General features: G+C 68.2%; 16 protein-coding genes. 12 read left to right on the top strand and 4 right to left on the bottom strand.

Translation table 11 applies throughout. The features are described 5' to 3' along the window. Window positions 1–5: 5 nt before the first annotated feature. The 3 genes from eboE to O7595_RS04745 are packed head-to-tail and all read left to right on the top strand — an operon-like array spanning window position 6 to window position 3,677. Window positions 6–1,205 (top strand): metabolite traffic protein EboE, encoded by a 1,200-nt coding sequence (gene eboE, locus O7595_RS04755; protein WP_269727469.1) that lies wholly within the window; start codon window positions 6–8, stop codon window positions 1,203–1,205. Then, window positions 1,202–2,611 carry a nucleotide pyrophosphatase/phosphodiesterase family protein gene (locus tag O7595_RS04750; protein WP_269727468.1) on the top strand — a complete coding sequence of 470 codons (1,410 nt, stop codon included), beginning with the start codon at window positions 1,202–1,204 and terminating at the stop codon, window positions 2,609–2,611. The genes eboE and O7595_RS04750 overlap by 4 nt, the downstream gene beginning before the upstream one ends. A gap of 34 nt (window positions 2,612–2,645) precedes the next feature. Further along, the gene (locus O7595_RS04745; protein ID WP_269727467.1) at window positions 2,646–3,677 is read left to right on the top strand and encodes a sugar phosphate isomerase/epimerase family protein; all 1,032 of its coding nucleotides are present in this window, start codon (window positions 2,646–2,648) and stop codon (window positions 3,675–3,677) included. A 134-nt stretch (window positions 3,678–3,811) separates the two neighbouring features. Here the strand turns inward: O7595_RS04745 and O7595_RS04740 are convergent, their stop codons facing one another. Beyond that, entirely contained in the window at window positions 3,812–6,577 is a 2,766-nt protein-coding gene (locus O7595_RS04740; RefSeq protein ID WP_269727466.1) for an ABC transporter substrate-binding protein, read from the bottom strand. A 347-nt stretch (window positions 6,578–6,924) separates the two neighbouring features. Beyond that, complete coding sequence (locus O7595_RS04735) at window positions 6,925–8,196, bottom strand: outer membrane protein assembly factor BamB family protein (RefSeq protein WP_269727465.1); 1,272 nt, start codon at window positions 8,194–8,196, stop codon at window positions 6,925–6,927. 597 nt (window positions 8,197–8,793) lie between these two features. Between O7595_RS04735 and O7595_RS04730 the strand changes: the two genes are divergently transcribed. Continuing rightward, window positions 8,794–9,228: a VOC family protein gene (locus tag O7595_RS04730; RefSeq protein WP_269727464.1), complete on the top strand. Its 435-nt coding sequence runs from the start codon at window positions 8,794–8,796 to the stop codon at window positions 9,226–9,228. A 152-nt stretch (window positions 9,229–9,380) separates the two neighbouring features. Here the strand turns inward: O7595_RS04730 and O7595_RS04725 are convergent, their stop codons facing one another. Further along, window positions 9,381–10,193 carry a hypothetical protein gene (locus O7595_RS04725; protein WP_269727463.1) on the bottom strand — a complete coding sequence of 271 codons (813 nt, stop codon included), beginning with the start codon at window positions 10,191–10,193 and terminating at the stop codon, window positions 9,381–9,383. A 318-nt stretch (window positions 10,194–10,511) separates the two neighbouring features. Between O7595_RS04725 and O7595_RS04720 the strand changes: the two genes are divergently transcribed. Then, entirely contained in the window at window positions 10,512–10,670 is a 159-nt protein-coding gene (locus tag O7595_RS04720) for a hypothetical protein (RefSeq protein ID WP_269727462.1), read from the top strand. 163 nt (window positions 10,671–10,833) lie between these two features. Here the strand turns inward: O7595_RS04720 and O7595_RS04715 are convergent, their stop codons facing one another. Beyond that, entirely contained in the window at window positions 10,834–11,706 is an 873-nt protein-coding gene (locus O7595_RS04715; RefSeq protein ID WP_269727461.1) for an aldo/keto reductase family oxidoreductase, read from the bottom strand. 132 nt (window positions 11,707–11,838) lie between these two features. Between O7595_RS04715 and O7595_RS04710 the strand changes: the two genes are divergently transcribed. The 7 genes from O7595_RS04710 to O7595_RS04680 all read left to right on the top strand — a co-directional run bounded on the left by O7595_RS04710 (window position 11,839) and on the right by O7595_RS04680 (window position 17,125). Beyond that, window positions 11,839–12,285, top strand: coding sequence for a winged helix-turn-helix transcriptional regulator (locus tag O7595_RS04710; RefSeq protein ID WP_269727460.1), 447 nt, complete (start codon window positions 11,839–11,841; stop codon window positions 12,283–12,285). Between the two features lie 107 nt (window positions 12,286–12,392). Beyond that, entirely contained in the window at window positions 12,393–12,794 is a 402-nt protein-coding gene (locus O7595_RS04705; RefSeq protein ID WP_269727459.1) for a hypothetical protein, read from the top strand. After that, window positions 12,775–14,016, top strand: a complete 1,242-nt coding sequence (locus tag O7595_RS04700) for an IS701 family transposase (RefSeq protein ID WP_443071818.1) — start codon at window positions 12,775–12,777, stop codon at window positions 14,014–14,016. The genes O7595_RS04705 and O7595_RS04700 overlap by 20 nt, the downstream gene beginning before the upstream one ends. Before the next feature lie 551 nt (window positions 14,017–14,567). Next, window positions 14,568–14,816 carry a hypothetical protein gene (locus O7595_RS04695; RefSeq protein ID WP_269727458.1) on the top strand — a complete coding sequence of 83 codons (249 nt, stop codon included), beginning with the start codon at window positions 14,568–14,570 and terminating at the stop codon, window positions 14,814–14,816. Between the two features lie 5 nt (window positions 14,817–14,821). Then, complete coding sequence (locus tag O7595_RS04690) at window positions 14,822–15,349, top strand: DUF6879 family protein (RefSeq protein WP_269727457.1); 528 nt, start codon at window positions 14,822–14,824, stop codon at window positions 15,347–15,349. Next, window positions 15,282–16,199, top strand: a complete 918-nt coding sequence (locus O7595_RS04685; protein ID WP_269727456.1) for a helix-turn-helix domain-containing protein — start codon at window positions 15,282–15,284, stop codon at window positions 16,197–16,199. The genes O7595_RS04690 and O7595_RS04685 overlap by 68 nt, the downstream gene beginning before the upstream one ends. Window positions 16,200–16,249: 50 nt before the next feature. Continuing rightward, window positions 16,250–17,125 carry a DUF5677 domain-containing protein gene (locus O7595_RS04680; protein WP_269727455.1) on the top strand — a complete coding sequence of 292 codons (876 nt, stop codon included), beginning with the start codon at window positions 16,250–16,252 and terminating at the stop codon, window positions 17,123–17,125. The last annotated feature ends 99 nt before the right edge of the window (window positions 17,126–17,224 follow it).

Here is a 17,224-nt window from a genome sequence, read left to right as displayed (position 1 = left end):
CCCCCATGCGCTTCCGCCACCCCGACGGCACCACCGTCCACCTCTCCTACTGCACCAACGTCCACCCCGCCGAAACCCTCGACGGCGTCCTCGCCCAGCTCCGCGACCACTGCGAACCCGTCCGCAGACGCCTCGGACGCGACCGGCTCGGCATCGGACTGTGGCTCGCCCACGAAGCCGCCCGCGCCCTCACCTCCGACCCCGCGGCGTTGCGCGGCCTGCGCGCCGAACTCGACCGACGCGGACTGGAGGTCGTCACCCTCAACGGCTTCCCCTATGAGGGCTTCGGCGCCGACGAGGTCAAACACCGCGTCTACCGGCCCGACTGGGCCGAACCCGAACGCCTCAGCCACACCACCGACCTCGCCCGCCTCCTCGCCGCCCTCCTCCCCGACGACGTCACCGAGGGATCCGTCTCCACCCTCCCGCTCGCTTGGCGCACCCGCTGGGACGAACACTCCGCCACCGCCGCCCGCACCGCACTCACCACCCTCGCCGAACGCCTCGACGCCCTCGAGGAACTCACCGGCAAGTCCGTCCGCATCGCCCTCGAACCCGAACCCGGCTGCATCGTCGAGACCACCGCCGACGCCATCGGCCCCCTCACCGACATCGCCCACCCCCGCATCGGCATCTGCGTCGACACCTGCCACCTCGCCACCTCCTTCGAACAACCCGGCCCCGCCCTCGACGCACTCACCGCCGCCGGCGTCACCATCCCCAAAGCCCAGCTCTCCGCGGCCCTCCACGCCGAACACCCCCACCTCCCCGACGTACGCGCAGCACTCGCCGCGTTCGCCGAACCCCGCTTCCTCCACCAGACCCGCACCCTTCCCCGAGCTCTTCGAGCAGGGGGGACCCCGTCCGCCGCCGGACTCCGCGGCACCGACGACCTGCACGAAGCCCTCGCCGCGGATGCCCTCCCCGACGCAGCCCCCTGGCGCGCCCACTTCCACGTCCCCCTCCACGCACCCCCCGCCCCGCCGCTCACCTCCACCCTGCCCGTGCTCCGCGACACCCTCGCCCGCCTCGCCGGCGGCCCCACCCCACTCACCCGCCATCTCGAGGTCGAGACCTACACCTGGCAGGCCCTCCCCGACACACAGAGGCCACGCAGCCGCGCCCAGCTCGCCGACGGCATCGCCGCCGAACTCACTCTCGCCCGCGACCTGCTCACCGACCTCGGCCTCAAGGAACTCCCATGAGCGACACCACCCCCGAGACCACCACCCGCCCCATCCCCCTGCTCGTCCTCGACGTCGTCGGCCTCACCCCACGCCTCCTCGACCACATGCCCCACCTCAAACGCCTCGCCACCACCGGCTCTTACGCCCCCCTGGGCACCGTCCTGCCCGCCGTCACCTGCACCGCCCAGTCCACCTTCCTCACCGGAACCCTCCCCGCCGAACACGGAATCGTCGGCAACGGCTGGTACTTCCGCGAACTCGGCGACGTCCTTCTCTGGCGCCAGCACAACGGCCTCGTCGCCGGTGACAAACTCTGGGACGCCGCCCGCCGCGCCCACCCCGGCTACACCGTCGCCAACATCTGCTGGTGGTACGCCATGGGCGCGGACACCGACATCACCGTCACCCCCCGCCCCGTCTACTACGCCGACGGCCGCAAGGAACCCGACTGCTACACCCGCCCACCCGCCCTCCACGACGAACTCACCGACCGGCTCGGCACCTTCCCCCTCTTCCACTTCTGGGGACCCGGCGCCGACATCGTCTCCAGCCGCTGGATCATCGACGCCACCCGCCACATCCTCCGCACCCGCACCCCCGACCTCGCCCTCTGCTACGTCCCCCACCTCGACTACGACCTCCAGCGCCACGGCCCCGACGACCCGCGCTCCCACCGGGCCGCCACCGACCTCGACACCGCCCTGGCGCCCCTCCTCGACGACGCACACGCCGAAGGCCGCACCGTCGTCGCCCTCTCCGAATACGGCATCACCCGCGTCGCCCGGCCCGTCGACATCAACCGGGCACTGCGCCGAGCCGGACTCCTCGAAGTCCACACGCAGGACGGCATGGAATACCTCGACCCGACGGCCTCCCGCGCGTTCGCGGTCGCCGACCACCAGATCGCGCACGTCTACGTACGCCGTCCCGAAGACCTCGGCGCCACCCGCGAAGCCCTCCACGGCCTCGACGGCATCGCCGAACTCCTCGACGACGAGGGCAAGAAGACCCACGGCCTCGACCACCCGCGCTCCGGTGAACTCGTCGCCGTCGCCGATCCCGACGCCTGGTTCACCTACTACTACTGGCTCGACGACGCACACGCCCCCGACTTCGCCCGGCTCGTCGAGATCCACCGCAAACCCGGCTACGACCCCGTCGAACTGTTCATGGACCCCCAGGACCCCTACGTCCGCGTCAAAGCAGCCACGGCCCTCGCCCGCAAGAAGCTCGGTATGCGCTACCGCATGGCCGTCGTGCCCCTGGACCCCTCACCTATTCGCGGGAGCCACGGCCGCCTCCCCACGAGCGACGACACCGACCACGGTCCGCTCATCCTGTGCTCCACCCCCCGCGCCCTGACCGGCCGCGTCGCGGCCACCGACGTGAAATCCCTGCTGCTCTCGCTCGCAGGACTTCACTGAACCACACCCCACTGACAGCGAGGAGTCATCCACCGTGAGCCGCCCCAGCAAGCACACCGATCCCGAGCTCGCCCACAAGATCGGCAGACGCGGCATGCTCGGCGTCGCGGCCGGTGCCACCGCGGCCGCCCTGCTCGGCGCCGCCGCCCCCACCGCCGCCGCCCGCGGTAGGGGCCACGGCCGCCCCGTACTGCCGCCCGGCAGGCTCGGCATCCAGCTCTACTCGCTCCGCGACAAGGTCTCCACCCTCGGCTTCGCCGCCGTCTTCGCCGAACTCGAGAGATACGGCTACGACGAGGTCGAGTACGCCGGCTACACCCAGGGCTCCGCCGGCCCCATCACCCTCCGGCAGCTCCGCCGCCTCACCCGCGACCACGGACTGCGCGCCATCGGCAGCCACGTCGGCTACCACAACGACAACGACCCCGGCGCGTACACCTTCGCCCAGAACCTGGAGAAGGTGCTCGACGACGCCCAGGCCCTCGGCCTGGCACACATCGGTACCGCATCCGGTCCCTGGCGCTACGGGGCCACCGTCGACGGCTGGAAGCGCTGCGCCGAGGAGTTCAACCAGTACGGCGCCGCGGCCAAAGCCCGCGGGATGAAGTTCTACCAGCACAACCACGCCGAGGAGTTCTCCTTCGCCACCGACAAGCCCCGTGTACGCCTCTACGACGTCCTCCTCGCCGAGACCGACCCCGACCTCGTGTACCTCGAAATGGACATCTACTGGGCCTACGCCGGCCAGTTCCGCTTCTCCCGGCGAGCCGACGGCACCCCCGCCCCCTTCGACCCCCTGCGCTACGTCCTCGAACAGCCCGACCGCTACCCCCTGTTCCACGTCAAGGACGGTGAGCGCGACATCTCCGCCCGGGACGGCTACCGCATGGTGGACGTCGGGGACGGAGACATCGACTACCGGCGCTTCATCTCGGCCGTGGCCCGCACCCGGGGCGGCCGGCTCGACCACCACTGGCAGGCCGAGCACGACAACCCCGTCGACTCCCTCACCTTCGCCCGCAAGTCCAGCGCACATCTGCACTCACTGCGCGAGAATGACTGCTGACATCGGGACCGCTCCACCACATCGCGTCTGATCGGCCACGGGTCCGCCGTGACACGGCGGGCCCGCGGCCGCCCCGGCGGATGCCGGAACATCGCCAACGATCCCCGCCGGCAGTGGGATTGCGTGTGGAGTTCTCAAGGGCAGGGGAGTTTCCTCCCCTTCTCCGGGCCCCACGTGGTGCGTTCGTCGCCGCGTGTCACCACGCCGCACAGCAGTTCCGTCACGGGCCCGCTGTCAGTGCCCCGCAGTACCGCGAGGAGCTTGTCCTCCGTCAGCCGTCCGCCGCTCGCCGCCCCGTGCGCGTCGATGCGGCCCGTGGCGCCGTCGAAGCCGCCTCCCCCCAGGCCCTGGTAGAGCACGCCCTGCACGAGTCCACGGTCCAGACGGCTGTCGTGTCCACCGGTGGTGCGCCAGGCCTGGTCGATGCCTTCGGCGAGGTAGCGCAGCGCGTCCCAGGCGAGGGCGACATGGCCGTCCTCACGCATGGCCTTGCTCCTTGCGCTGCGGTCACTGCCGTACGCGCGGTCGTACGCGGCGAGGAAAGCCGCCGCCTCCGGGCTCCTCGCCGCCAGCGTGGGCGCGTATCCGTGCGAGACGTAGAACAGGGACAGGCCCTTGAAGTGGTCCCAGGGACGCTGGTCCTCCATCAGCGCGTTGGTGACGTCGTCTCCCGCGAGCACGCTGAGCTGCGGGCAGTTGCCGGACATACGGGAGATCTCGGCCAGGAACAGCTGGAACTGGCTGGCCCGCGCCGACCACACCACCGCCGTCCGCGGCTCCTCGCTCACCGCACGGCAGACCTCGCGGGCCAGGTCCTCCACGGTCGGGACCGGCCGCCCGCCGAGGGCGCCGGGTATCGGTTCCGGCTCCGGCGCGTCGGTGGGCGTGTAGAGGAGGACGTCCGTGCGCCCCGGCCCGTACGAGGCACGGAAGGAGGCGGCGAGGCTGTTGCTGTAGGCGTCGGTCGTGTCGGCGACCAGACTCACCCGGCTCACCGGCCGGCCGCCCGCGGTGATCCCGGCGCCGGAGGCGAACGCGGCCATCAGTTCGGCGGCCCGCGCGTCGGTCGCCGCCGTCTGGTAGTAGTGCGTGCCCTGCTGCAGGAGTTCGTCGGCCGTGCCGGAGGTGCCGACCATCGGGATGCCCGCCTCGTCGAGGATGCGCATCGCCTCGTACGTCTTGCGGCGGCTCTGGCCGAAACCGACGACGCCCGCGATGGTCGGGTCGCTCGCCGCGAGTTCCACGATCCGCTCCGCGACGGCGGGCGCGTCCTTGAAGCGGTCCCCGGCGTTGGCGGCGAGGACCCGAAGCGGGACCCGCTCGCCGGAGCGCAGAGCCTGCGCGTTGATGTGCCGCTGTGCCACCGCGATGCCCCGCAGTTCGGCGAACGTGCCCCCGCGGACCGGGTCCTCGGCGTCCTTGCCCCCCGTGAGCGGGCCGAAGTAGACGACCGTGCGGCGTCCGGGGCGCGGGTCGCCGGCGGGCCGGCCGGAGAGTTCCCCGTCGACTTCCTCGTTCTGCTGCTCGATCTGCTCCAGCACGGCACGCACCGCCTGCTCGCTGGGTCCCTTGCCGAAGTCGGCGGAGCCCTCGCCGACCCCGACGCACTGGCCGTCGGTGCCGAGGAAGGTGGAGCCCTGGCAGGGGTCGTCCTGCTCGCGGTTCCACGTGCCCGGTACGAGGACGAGGGCCCCGGTGACCGCGAGGGCGAGCGTCGCCGCGCCCAGCGCCCCGGCCACCTCGGCACCGGGACCCCAGCGCGGCGACGGCGTCACCAACGTCGGCCAGCGTCCGAGCCAGTACACCGCGGCCTGATCGTCCTCGGGGCCCTCGGCGACCGGTACGACAAGGCCGGTCGGCTGGTCCGGCGGCATCCCGCGGCGCTCGATGTTGATCAGCTCGGCGCCCGCCTGGGCGAGACCCGTGGCCTGGATGTCGGGGATGCGCGCGGCCAGCGAACGTACGCCGCCCGCCACCGCGAACACCGAGGTGCAGCGCAGGTCGTCCACGGCGGAGCGCAGCTCGCGCAGGAATCGCTGGACGCGGGAGTCCTCGGGCCCCGCCTCGTCGAAGAGCAGCACGAAGCGGCTGGTGCGACGGCGGCGCCACGGGTTGAGGAGACGGGACCGGCAGGCATGGTCGAGATCGGAGAGCACGGCCTGCATGAGCACCCGGTCCATGCGCTCGGGCTCGTTGACCAGCTCGCCCTGGACGAGGTCGAGAGCGGAGCGGAAGAAGTCGGTGGGCGGACTGCCCTGCTGCTGGCGCACCCAGCGTGCGTACCAGCGAGGGTTGCGAGCCTTCCCGAGCATGCGACGCTTCGCTCGCCGGCCGTAGAGGGCCCGTGGCAGCCGCTGGAAGAGCGGGCCCGCCACGAAGTTCCACAGCAGTTCCAGGAGCGTGCCGCCGTTGGCCTGGTCACGACCGCCGAGCCACCACAGCGCCTGGGCCAGGGGCGACCATTGGCGATGCTGTGCGTAGCAGTGGTTGCGCAGTTCGGCGTGACGGCGCTCCATGAGTCCGTCGAGCGCCGGTGCGGTGACGACGGAACGCAGTAATCGGTAGCTGTGCAGGTGCAGTTCACCGGTGCCCGGCGGCATGGTCTCCCTGAGCTGGTTCGTGATCAGCTCGAAGAGGTGGAGCGGCGGCGGGTCGGCCCCGTCCGGTATCCGCGGGATGTGCGCGTGCGGGGCGAGGACCTCGCTGCGGCCGCGCATCCGTGAGCGGAGCCCCGCGACGATCCGGCGCCCCGCCTCGCCGCCGCCCGGCTCGTGGAGCAGTACGACCGGTACTCGGCTGCGGCTGCGTCGCGGCTGCACCACGAGCTTGTCGAAGGCGTCGACGAAACGGTCGACACCGGGATAGGCCGGAATGCGGTTCCGAGGATCCCCCGTGGTCATGCGTTGCCCCCTCTGTGCCCCCGACAATCAGGCGTTGTCGTCGTCGACTGGTCTACCCATGCGCAGAGTCAATCATCTGGCACTGACAGTCGGGGCGGCTCCCGGCGCAGGGGGAGCGCGACCGGACGGATCCGGCCCCGCAGCATCGCTGTTCGGGTGGTCCGTGGCATCGCCCGTCGGCACAGCCTTCGCGGGCCCTGCCGCTGACGACGGCCGGGGAGCCGGCTGCGCGGACTGGTGCGGGCTTCCGCAGACGGCAGCCGTCGGTTGGACGGCCCGCGTGCGGCTACGCGGAGGATTCGGTCCTTCCTGCCCGGCGGTGGCCGCCCGGAGGTGCTCCGCTCGGGCTATCGGGTACCGAGGATCAACGTCATGGGGGTCCCGGCGGTGTACTCGTTGAACGCCCCGCTGCGGTGGAGGTACAACCTGCCGTCCTTGAACAGTGCCGGGTCGGGGACCTCGGTGCTGATCATGTCGCGTTCGGCGCCCGCCAGGAGCCTGTCCGGCATTCTCAGCAGGATCGTCTGCTTCCCGTCCGCCTGTGCGAGGCGCACGACGCGGCTGCCCAGCTTGTTCTCGGGCGGCATGTAGGCGATGAGGCCGTCTCCGTCGGCCCGGACGGGGATGAAGGTTCCCGCGTTGGGGGTCTCCGGTGCGGCCGATGTCCACTTCCGCTTCGCGGTCCGAATGTCGAAGGCGGCGATGTGGTTGGGTGCGGAGAGGCCGGGCGGATCGCTGGCGATGTACACCGTGTCGTCGGTCGCCACGGTCGCATCGCACGTGCCGTCGTTGTCCGCACACCCAGCCGTGTAGTCCTCTCCGAGGTCGATCGTGCCCAGCGGCTTCCCCGTCCCGGAGACCGTCAGCAGCCGGTCGGCGTCGAGCAGGTCCTCTTTGGTCATCACGGCCAGGACCAGGGGGTCCCCCGAGACGATCCACGCGCCGCGGTAGCCCTTCGGGAGCGTGTACTGCCAAGTCGCCAGCCCGGTCTGCGGGCTGCGCTTCGCCACCCGGAACTCGCCCGGACAGCTCAGCATGGTGAAGAGTTCCCCGCCGCCGGTGTGCTCCTCGGCCAGACAACCCTCGAGCGGTGCGTCCCAGATCTGTCTGCCGGTGCCGGTCCGGTATCCGAGAGTGCCGTCGGGTCCGCCGACGGCGGCGATGTCCTCGCTGATCCCGACGTTGAGGTCGAGCCCCAGCCCGGACTTGCCTGCCGGGATGGAAGTGCGCCACAGGACGGCGCCCTTGTTCACGTCGATGACACCGAACTGCGTGCATCTGGACCGCACCTTCTTGTCGGCCGCCCAGACAACCGCCACCTTGCCGGTGCTGGTGATGTCGCGTGACGCCTCGCAGATGTTGCCGTCGAGGGGAACGGTCCATGCCGGCTTCCCCGTCGCCGTGTGGTAGCCGTTCACCGCGTCCGCGGCGCCGGAGGCGTAGTAGCTGTCGGTGACCCAGCTGCCCGCGGCGGAGACGGCCCGGGAGTTCAGGTCCAGGGACCCCTTGGGCGCTGCGACGCGCAGCAGTTCCTCGCCCTCGACGCTCTGCGGTCCGGAAGACGTCGAGACCGGCTTGGCCTCGCTGGTTGCCGCTTGGTCGTCTTCCGGCAACGTCACGGCAGCGGCACCGATCAGTGCGAGTACGGCGACTGCCGATCCGGCCAGGAGTGCGACCCTGCCCCGACCTGCTCGCGGCCCGCCGCCCGGAGGCCGCGGTGGCATCTGCGGCGGCTGTCCCGAACCGTTGCCCCGGAACTCCCGGCCGTCGAAGCCGGGATGGGGCCCGGTCCGCTCTGACGGTGGACCGGAAGCGCCGCTCGGCGGGGGAACCTGGGGTCGGGGCGGGACGGGCGAGTGGGACATGAGGAAGCGTGTTCCCTTCCTGGTGGCTCGACCCGCAAGGCTACGCGACGATCTCGGGGACGCCGCACGGCGCACCAGGCAGCCGGAGCCGACACGAAGGGGTGTCCGCCCTGTGGGGCCCTCGGCACCATCAGCCGGGACAACGCAACGAGCACCGCGACCACATGAGGTCGCGGTCCTCGAATCCTTGTTGTCGCAGCGGGTCTCCGGGGCCGGGTGGAGCATTGACGACACGGCCGCAACCGTTGGTAACGGGTCCGGCCACCGCCTGACCGTCGGGTGTGGTGTGTGGACTCCCGAAGATCGAGCGGTGGCCGATTGGGCAACGGGAGGCCCTGCTACTGTGGCCCGATGGCATCGGTCAGGCAGTTCCAAGTCACCTTCGACTGCGCGGAACCTGAGCGCGTCGCTCGCTTCTGGTGCGAGGTGTTGGGATACGACGTCCCGTCGCCGCCGGAGGGGTACGCCACCTGGGACGATTTCGACCGTTCGCTGCCGCCTGAGAAGCAGGGTTCCTGGTTCGCCTGCAGCGATCCCTCAGGTGTGGGCCCGCGACTGTTCTTCCAGCGCGTCCCGGAGGGCAAGGTCGTCAAGAACCGGGTCCATCTCGACGTACGGGTCGGCACCGGGCTGGTGGGGGAGGAGCGCCTGGCCGCGCTCGAGGCCGAGTGCGCACGACTGGTCGCCCTCGGCGCGGTGCGCGTGCGGCTGCTGCTCGCCGATGACGACAACGAGTCGTGCATGGTGATGCAGGACATCGAGGGCAACGAGTTCTGCCTCGACTGAGCATCCCTTGCGACGGGGAGCCGGGGAAGCCGCCGCAAGAGTCTCCGTCCTGGGGGAGTGCACCCCGTTTCCGCAGTCGCTGCCGGATGCTTCTGCTCGTATGCCGAGGCGTGCGCCTCCGGTGACGAGCGGTATGCTCCGCTTCCCCAGCCTCACGGCTCAGACTCCGGTGCGCGGGCTGCTCGCTCCCGTCGCGTGACGGCGGTGGCCCCGGTCACGACGGCGAATCCGGCGCCTGCGGCGCCTGCCAGGACGGGCTGCCCGGCGCTCGCAGCTCCCAGCATGGCGGTCAGCAGACCCCATCCCGCGGCGAGGGCGTAGGGGAGCAGACCTCGAGTCCGGCGCACGATGACCACGGCGGTCGCGGTAGCGCCGGCCAACACCGCCAACTGCCCCGCCACGCCCGCCCCGCCACTGACGGGCGCCCCGGAACCGGCCACGGCGGTGGTGAGGTTCACCCAGACCGCGATGGTCGACCACCCGGTGTACAAGCCGAGCATCCACCACAAGAGCCCTCTGGGCACAGGCCGCCAGGTGGCGATGGCGAAACGGTGCTCCAGTGCCACTGACATGGCCCGCACAAGACCGAAGATCATGACGGTGAACACCGCGACCGTTCCCCACACCGGTGCGACCTCCGCCGCCACGAGCCAGCAGCTGAATCCGGCGAAGACCACCGAGAGCGGGACCGCCAAGCGATTTCGAACCTCGGGATCCGGGCGACGTTCGGGCAGCGCCCACAGGGCGTAGACGACGCAGAGCAGCTCAAGCAGTGTCCAGATCGAGAATGCCCAGCCGACCGGAACGATGGGCGGCTCGCCTGGACGGTCGGCTGTCGTGAACTCACCGCCGTAGAGCTGGCTGAGGACGGAACTGACCACCTGACCCAGAGCGAGGACCAGCATCACCGAGCGCCACGCGGCCACCGGGCCGGCGGAGCGCCTCAACGAAGGGGCTTGCACCATGGGTCGTCCCTACCGCCAGGTCTGATTCGTCGATGTCACACTGCACACACTTCCCGATGCGGATGGAGAACGGATGCAACGCGGCGGCCGGCCCGTACCTTCGAGCAGGAGCTCGGCATGGGCGGATCATCGTAGTGCCCGGTGGTGTCAGTCCGTGCAGGCCGACGGTGCTCTCTCCGGAGTGGTCGGGTCTGCCGGTGCAGGTGTGGATCGAGACGTCCCGGGTACTCGGCGAGGTCGGTGTTGTCGGGAACAGGCAGTGCAGGGAACCGTTTTGTCGTCGAACTCGAAGAGCCGCCGGAAGAGGAGATGCCCCCTGTGGCGGGGCCGAGCACGTCGGTGGCTCGCTTCTTCAGTGTCAGGCCGAGCGTGATGATCTCGCTCAACGCGCTCGGGACGCCCTGGCTGACCGACTCGATCAACTTCACCATCAGCTCCCGGCCCCTCGACGCCTACCCGGTCACCGACGTGGGGTGAGCTGCCACCGTCGGTGGACACAGGTTCCTGACGGTTGATGATCTGATGTCGACCAGGTGAGGGCGAATCGTCCTGCTCCGGCCCCGGTCGCGCGAAGGTGACCGGGGCCGAAACCTGAACGGTACTTCGGTCGTGGCTCGTGGGCCGTTCAGCTACGGGGCATTCAGCGGCCGATGCCGTCCAGCTCGGTCAAGTCCTCAGGAGAGAGGGAGAGTCCCGCGCCGGCGATGTTCTCGCGCAGGTGCGCTGTCGACGACGTGCCGGGGATGAGCAGGATGTTCGGTGATCGCTGCAGCAGCCAGGCCAGTGCGACGGACATCTGTGTCGCCTTCGATCGAGCGGCGACCGCCGAGAGCGCCGAGGACTGAAGCGGGGTAAAGCCCCCGAGGGGGAAGAAGGGCACGTACGCGACGCCGTCGGCGGCGAGCCTGTCGATGAGTTTGTCGTCGTGGCGGTGGGCGAGGTTGTACATGTTCTGCACACACACGATCGGCGCGATGCTCTGTGCCTCAGTGACCTGCTCCTCGGTGGCGTTGCTGACCCCGAGGTGGCGGATCAGGCCCTGCTGCTGGAGTTCCACGAGCGACTCGAAGGCATCGGCGAGCGAGCCGGGCTGGGGACCTTCGGCGTTACCCAGTCGGAGGTTGACCAGGTCGAGTACGTCGAGCCGGAGGGACTTGAGGTTGTCGTGAACCTGACGGCGCATATCTTCGGGTCGCCGGGCCGTGGGCCAGCCACCCTGTTCGTCGCGGGTCGCACCCACCTTGGTCACGATGTGCAGCGACTCGGGATAGGGGTGCAGTGCATCGCGGATCAACTCATTGGTGACGCGCGGTCCGTAGGCGTCGCTGGTGTCGATGTGGGTGATGCCGAGGCCGACAGCTTCACGCAGAACGGCCAGGGCGCCCTCGTGATCGCTGGGCGGCCCCATGACCCACGGGCCGGCCAGTTGCATGGCGCCGTAGCCGAACCGGGTGACGGTCAGGTCACCCAGAGTCCAGGTGCCGCCGGGAAGAGAGAGGGAGGGTGTGCTCATCCTGTTGCCTTTCGTCGTGCACTCGGGGGGTGGCGCCTGCTGCCTCCCTGCATCAGCATTGGAGAGAAACTTCCTGTGGGGAAGTAGGCACTTTGGAGTGCGTAACCCACCCATCGGTGAGAGGTGCGATCAGTGACGACGAAGGCGGCCCAGAAGAGGGCTCAGGCCAAAGTGGAGTACAACGCGTTCCTGGCAGGGTGCCCCAGCCGGCAGCTGCTCGACCGAATCTCGGACAAGTGGGTCGTGCTGATCCTTTGTGCGCTGGGCGGTGACGACAGCCCTGGCCGGCCGGGTGCAGCACACGCAGACACTCCGAAAGCGATGCGTTACTCCGAGCTCTCTCGTCTTCTGGCCGGGGTCAGCCAGAAGATGCTGACCCAGACGCTACGGTCGCTGGAGCACGATGGTCTGCTCACCCGTACCGTGACGCCAACCGTCCCTGTCACCGTCTCCTACGAGCTGACCGACCTCGGCCTCTCGCTCCACCACATGACGCGCGGGCTCAGAAACTGGGCGCAGACACACATGGCCGAGGTCCTCGCAAACCGCGAGAACTCCGACGACACTCGCACCTCCTGACGACTCACAGCGGAGAGCGCGGCCGCCGTGGCGAGCGAGCTACTCCTGGGCCGATGGAATCCGGACTCGGCCATCAAGCAGGCGGAGAAAGCGGGGACGATGTCCTGATGGACCCGGAGGAACTCGGCCGGCTCCTGGGTCTGCGTATCGCGTCCATCACCATGAACCGGTGGTTCTCCGCCGACATCGACGTGGTCGACCAGTACGCGTACCAGCCGTTCGGCTGCGAGAGCCAGACATTGTGGCTCGACGGCATCACGACGGAGCAGGCCGACACCGTGGAGGCGGCCGTGGTCGCGGCGGCGACGGCACTGCCGGTGCCGACCCGCGCTGTGATCGTCGACCGGGAGGGCGTGAGCGCCCCCGACGATTGGGACGCGCCCGTGCTGTACGACGGAGAGGAGCTACCGGTCCTCTTTCCCGGGCTGCCCCTCGAACGAGTGCAGCCGCCGCTGATAGTGACAGCGGTCCGGGCAGCCTCCCGGCGTGATCGACGAGCGTGCAGTTGAGATCTGGAACGACGAGCTCGAGGAACTGTTCCTGCGTACTGGCCACCGCTTCAGGCGCGTCGAGCCACGTCGCCGGATGCGTGACTATATCCGTGGGCTACTGGGCCCGGTCGGCCGCAAAAACGGCTGGCAGCTGGCCGAGTACGCCGGACACAGCACACCCGACCGCCTCCAGCGGCTTCTCAACGGCGCCCGCTGGAACGCCGATGAGCTCCGCGACGACCTCCAGCACTACGTAGCCGAACGACTCGGCGAACCCGACGGGATTCTCATCCTCGACGACACCGGCTTCCTCAAGAAGGGCACCACCTCGGCCGGAGTGCAGCGCCAGTACTCCGGTACCGCCGGCCGCACCGAGAACTGCCAGGTCGGCGTGTTCGCCGCCTACGCCACCAGGAAAGGACGCGCCCTGGTGGACCGGGAGTTGTACCTGCCCAAGTCCTGGACCGACGACCGCGACCGCTGCCGCGCCGCCCACATCCCCGACGAGCGGACCTTCGCCACCAAGCCCGACCTGGCCAAGGCGATGGTGCTGCGGGCGATCGCCTCGCCACTGCCGATCGCCTGGGTGACCGCGGACTCGGCCTACGGCCAGGAATACCGGCTGCGCCGCATGCTGGAGGAGACCGGCCTGGGCTATGTGCTCGCGGTCCCCAAATCCCAGCTGGTGCCCCACTTCGGACGCATCGACCATCTCTTCTCCCAGGCACCTGACGAAGCGTGGGAGAGACACTCGTGCGGTGACGGCGCCAAAGGCCCGCGCAACTACCACTGGGCCGCCCTGCAGATCACCTCCATCGAGGACTTCGACGGAGAAATGCCCACCCACCAGCGGTGGGCACTGGCACGCCGCAGCATCAGCAAGCCCGATGAGATCGCCTACTACCTCGCCCACGCACCGCTCGGCACCACGGTCGAGCACCTGGTCCGCGTCGCCGGGACGCGCTGGGCCATCGAGGAAGCCTTCCAGGCTGCCAAGAACGAATGCGGCCTCGACCAGTACGAAGTCCGCCGCTACACCGGCTGGATGCGGCACGTCACCCTGGCCATGCTGGCGCACGCCTTCCTGGCCGTCATGGCAGCCGATGCTGCGGCAAAGGGGGCAGCAGAAACGGTTCCTGCCTCGCGCCCCTCACCGTGGCAGAAGTTCGGCGGCTCCTGGCAACTGGCCACCCACCCGCCGCACGCGCTCATCAGTCCCTCATCAGCGCACGCGCACTGAGGTGGTCACACTGGCGCAGACGACGCCAAGCCGTCGCCCGCCGCTGTCACTATCAGCGGCGGCTGCACTCGTTCGAGGGGCAGCCCGGGAAAGAGAACACGGGCCGCCACGCAGCCCTCTACACTCACCCAAACTGCCCCTGAACAGGGAAAACGTCAAAGTACTGCTGGAGTACTAGGGCAAGCGGACCAGACGTCCGGGATAGTGGTGTAATGACCCTGCTGCCCTCCCGGGGTCATAATGCGGCAGTATTACGACACTCTCCTCAGTTCCTGCTAAAAGTACGCGATGATTACAGCCACGCCCGGCGCAACTGGCTCAACCATTCGCTGTCATGGCCGTGCGGGACGTGCTTGATGCCCTCGCATTATGACGGAACCGCCTGTATAGGGCTCGATAACCATGTCGTGCTTCCCAATCCATGTAGCGCGGGTGCTCAAAAGCTGAGGGTAGGCACCGGTACGTACGGCTTCCCGGTTGCGCCCGCATCGTTGACCGGAGGCCGCGACCTGCGGGACCATGGTCGAGAACGGTTCGCCAAGTTTCTCGCAATGGGGGCCACCATGCGCGCCACGTTTCTCGGCAAAGACCCAGAGTCCCAGGAGGGCCAGTCGCCCACCCTGTTCGCCACCGACCGCACCGACCGCGTGACCTACATCGCACAGGGCTGGAAGGTCACCGACCCGCAGGCGCTCGCTGACGTCGGTGACGTGCCCGACCACGAGACCTTGATCGAGATCCCCGAAGACGTGCTCAAGATGTACGCCCGTCGCTACCTGGAGCAGGAGGGCCAGCGCTGAGCCGCATGATCGAACCCGGCCCCGAGTTCGGCCAGCTCTTCCGCACCTTCGAGCACACCGCCTTCCGGCTGGAGACGCGCGACCACTACAAGTCCGCGAACGAGTCGGCGGCACTGCGTCAGTTCGTCGCGGGTGAGCCGGTGGACATGGGCTGGTTCCAGAACTGGTTGAGCATGATCCGGGAGGCGACCGCGGCGGGCCGGCGGTTCGCACGTGTTCGAGTCGTGAGCACGCCTCTGACCGACTACAGCCGGTTCGGCGTCTTCTGCTCGGAGTACACCAACGAGGCCGGCGAGGACATCCGGTACTTGAGGCGTGACGACGCCTCTGAACTGCCGGACTACGACTACTGGTTGTTCGACTCGTCCAAGCTGGTGCGGATGCACTTCGATGACGATGAGAACTTCCTTGGCGGTGAACTCATCGAAGACCCCGCCGTGATCGTGAAGCACAACTACTGGCGGGATGCCGCCTGGCACCGCGCCGTACGACGGGATGACTTTGCCACCGAAGCGAACGACAGGCATCACTAGCGTTCACGAAGCGCGTGATGCACTCGGCAAGCGACTCCGCGAGCTACGCACGGCCGTCAAGCTGAGCGGCCGTGCGCTCGCGGAGTCCTTGTCGTGGCCGCCGTCCAAGGTCAGCAAGCTGGAGAACGGCAGGCAGACACCGACCGACGACGACATCCGGGACTGGACGCGAGCCACGAACAGCGAGGGCGAGACGGAAGCGCTGCTCGCCTCCCTGCACACCCTTGAAGTCCAGCACGCCGAGTGGCAACGCCAGCTCCGCGTGGGCCTGAAGCCACATCAGCAGGAGATTGCCGACCTCGACGCTAAGACCCGGCTGTTCCGGGCGTTCGAGTCCACGTTTATCCCTGGTCTGCTCCAGACCGCCGAGTACGCCCGTTACCGCTTCGCGCAGAGCATCACCGTGTTCAAGGTGCGCAACGACATTGACGAAGCGGTGGCCGCTCGGGTGCAGCGGCAAGACATCCTGTACCGGCCGGACAAGCGGTTCCACTTCGTGCTGACCGAGGCCGCCCTCCGCTACCGGCTCTGCCCGCCGGAGATCATGCTTGGGCAGCTCGACCGTCTAGTCTCTTTCTCGCAGCTCCCCAACGTGAAGCTTGGCATCATCGGATTTGAGACGGCGTACGTGGTTGCCCCAGCTCACGGCTTCTGGATTCTCGATGCCGACCGCGTGATGGTTGAGACCTTCTCGGCCGAGCTGAACCTTGCGCAGCCGCAAGAGCTGGCGCTGTACAGCGGCATCTTCGACAACTTGGCCGGAGTCGCCAGCTACGGTCGTAGTGCGCGGGCGATCATCAATCGCGTGATTGACGATCTTGCTCCCCAGGACGCCGACGATAGTCAATGACGGTCGAAAAATCAGATGCTTCAAGATCGACCTGAGGGTAAAATAATCACATGCAATATGCAGAAATTGGAGATGCCCAACTCTCGCAAGTCTACTCGCCAGATATGGAAGCCCTAAAAAGGACAACTACAGAGTCACCGTACATGGAGGCGGCGTTCTACCTTCTTCGTGAAGCGACGCATTGGTTCAGCATTATTGGGGCACTGAAGCCAACGACGCCGCTAGGGCGGAACGACGCGATCTTGCGCGGACTACTAGTTCGTACGTGCAAGTTGCTCCGATTGACGCTCCGTGAGCTGAACGAAAGAGAGACGTTCCAGCAGCTGAGCGTGTCAAGGGACGCCATCGAAACTCTAGCCACATTGGTCTACTTGATCGGCGACGACGGCACGGGAGACCGCTTTGATAAGTACGTCATGAACAGCCTGGTGGCGGAACGTGAACTCCTTCAGGACATTCAGAGAAACATAAAGGATCGAAACGGCGAGCCGTGGCCCATCGAAGAACGGATGAGGCGCTCAATCGCTGCCACAGCAAAAGCGGCCGGCATCGACGACGTGTCGAAGCTGCCGGGAAGAGCGCGCATCGGCTACCCATCGGCAGAGGAGCGTATCAAGCTGCTCGGGCCCAGCGTCTACATTGGCTATCGCATGGGTTCAGTCGAAACGCACGGCGACTGGAACGACATTTACCGAAACCATCTTCTGTTTGAAGATGGCGAGTTCTCACCAAATCTCAGCAGCTATGACGTCCGGCCTCAAGTCCCCTTGATGCTCGTTAAGCTCTCGGTCTCAGTCCTTCTGGATAATATTGAGCGCCTGGCTCCTGATGAGGCCACAGCTGGGTTCCTCGAACCACTGCTCGGAGACCTAGTGAGGCGCGCTGGCGAGGTGGACGCCCATCACGAAAGGTTCCTCGACTCGTAAGCGAATCGCGCATACCGTTCTGATGGTTTCGCGGGCGCTCACTCGTTCGTGGCATTTCGAGAAATACCAAGAAACTTTCTATTCAGCACCGTCTTTCCT

Origin of the sequence: Streptomyces sp. WMMC940, assembly GCF_027460265.1 — a bacterium.
Lineage (GTDB): Bacteria > Actinomycetota > Actinomycetes > Streptomycetales > Streptomycetaceae > Streptomyces.
Note: the sequence above shows the minus strand (reverse complement) of the source record. Positions and strands in the feature narration are given on the sequence as shown.

Excerpts from the sequence above, each read along its gene's own strand:
- eboE (WP_269727469.1), top strand. The coding sequence starts at position 6 with ATGCGCTTCCGCCACCCCGACGGCACCACCGTCCACCTCTCCTACTGC.
- O7595_RS04750 (WP_269727468.1), top strand. The coding sequence starts at position 1,202 with ATGAGCGACACCACCCCCGAGACCACCACCCGCCCCATCCCCCTGCTC.
- O7595_RS04740 (WP_269727466.1), bottom strand. The coding sequence starts at position 6,577 with ATGACCACGGGGGATCCTCGGAACCGCATTCCGGCCTATCCCGGTGTC.
- O7595_RS04730 (WP_269727464.1), top strand. The coding sequence starts at position 8,794 with ATGGCATCGGTCAGGCAGTTCCAAGTCACCTTCGACTGCGCGGAACCT.
- O7595_RS04725 (WP_269727463.1), bottom strand. The coding sequence starts at position 10,193 with ATGGTGCAAGCCCCTTCGTTGAGGCGCTCCGCCGGCCCGGTGGCCGCG.
- O7595_RS04715 (WP_269727461.1), bottom strand. The coding sequence starts at position 11,706 with ATGAGCACACCCTCCCTCTCTCTTCCCGGCGGCACCTGGACTCTGGGT.
- O7595_RS04705 (WP_269727459.1), top strand. The coding sequence starts at position 12,393 with ATGGACCCGGAGGAACTCGGCCGGCTCCTGGGTCTGCGTATCGCGTCC.
- O7595_RS04695 (WP_269727458.1), top strand. The coding sequence starts at position 14,568 with ATGGGGGCCACCATGCGCGCCACGTTTCTCGGCAAAGACCCAGAGTCC.
- O7595_RS04690 (WP_269727457.1), top strand. The coding sequence starts at position 14,822 with ATGATCGAACCCGGCCCCGAGTTCGGCCAGCTCTTCCGCACCTTCGAG.
- O7595_RS04685 (WP_269727456.1), top strand. The coding sequence starts at position 15,282 with ATGCCGCCTGGCACCGCGCCGTACGACGGGATGACTTTGCCACCGAAG.
- O7595_RS04680 (WP_269727455.1), top strand. The coding sequence starts at position 16,250 with ATGCAATATGCAGAAATTGGAGATGCCCAACTCTCGCAAGTCTACTCG.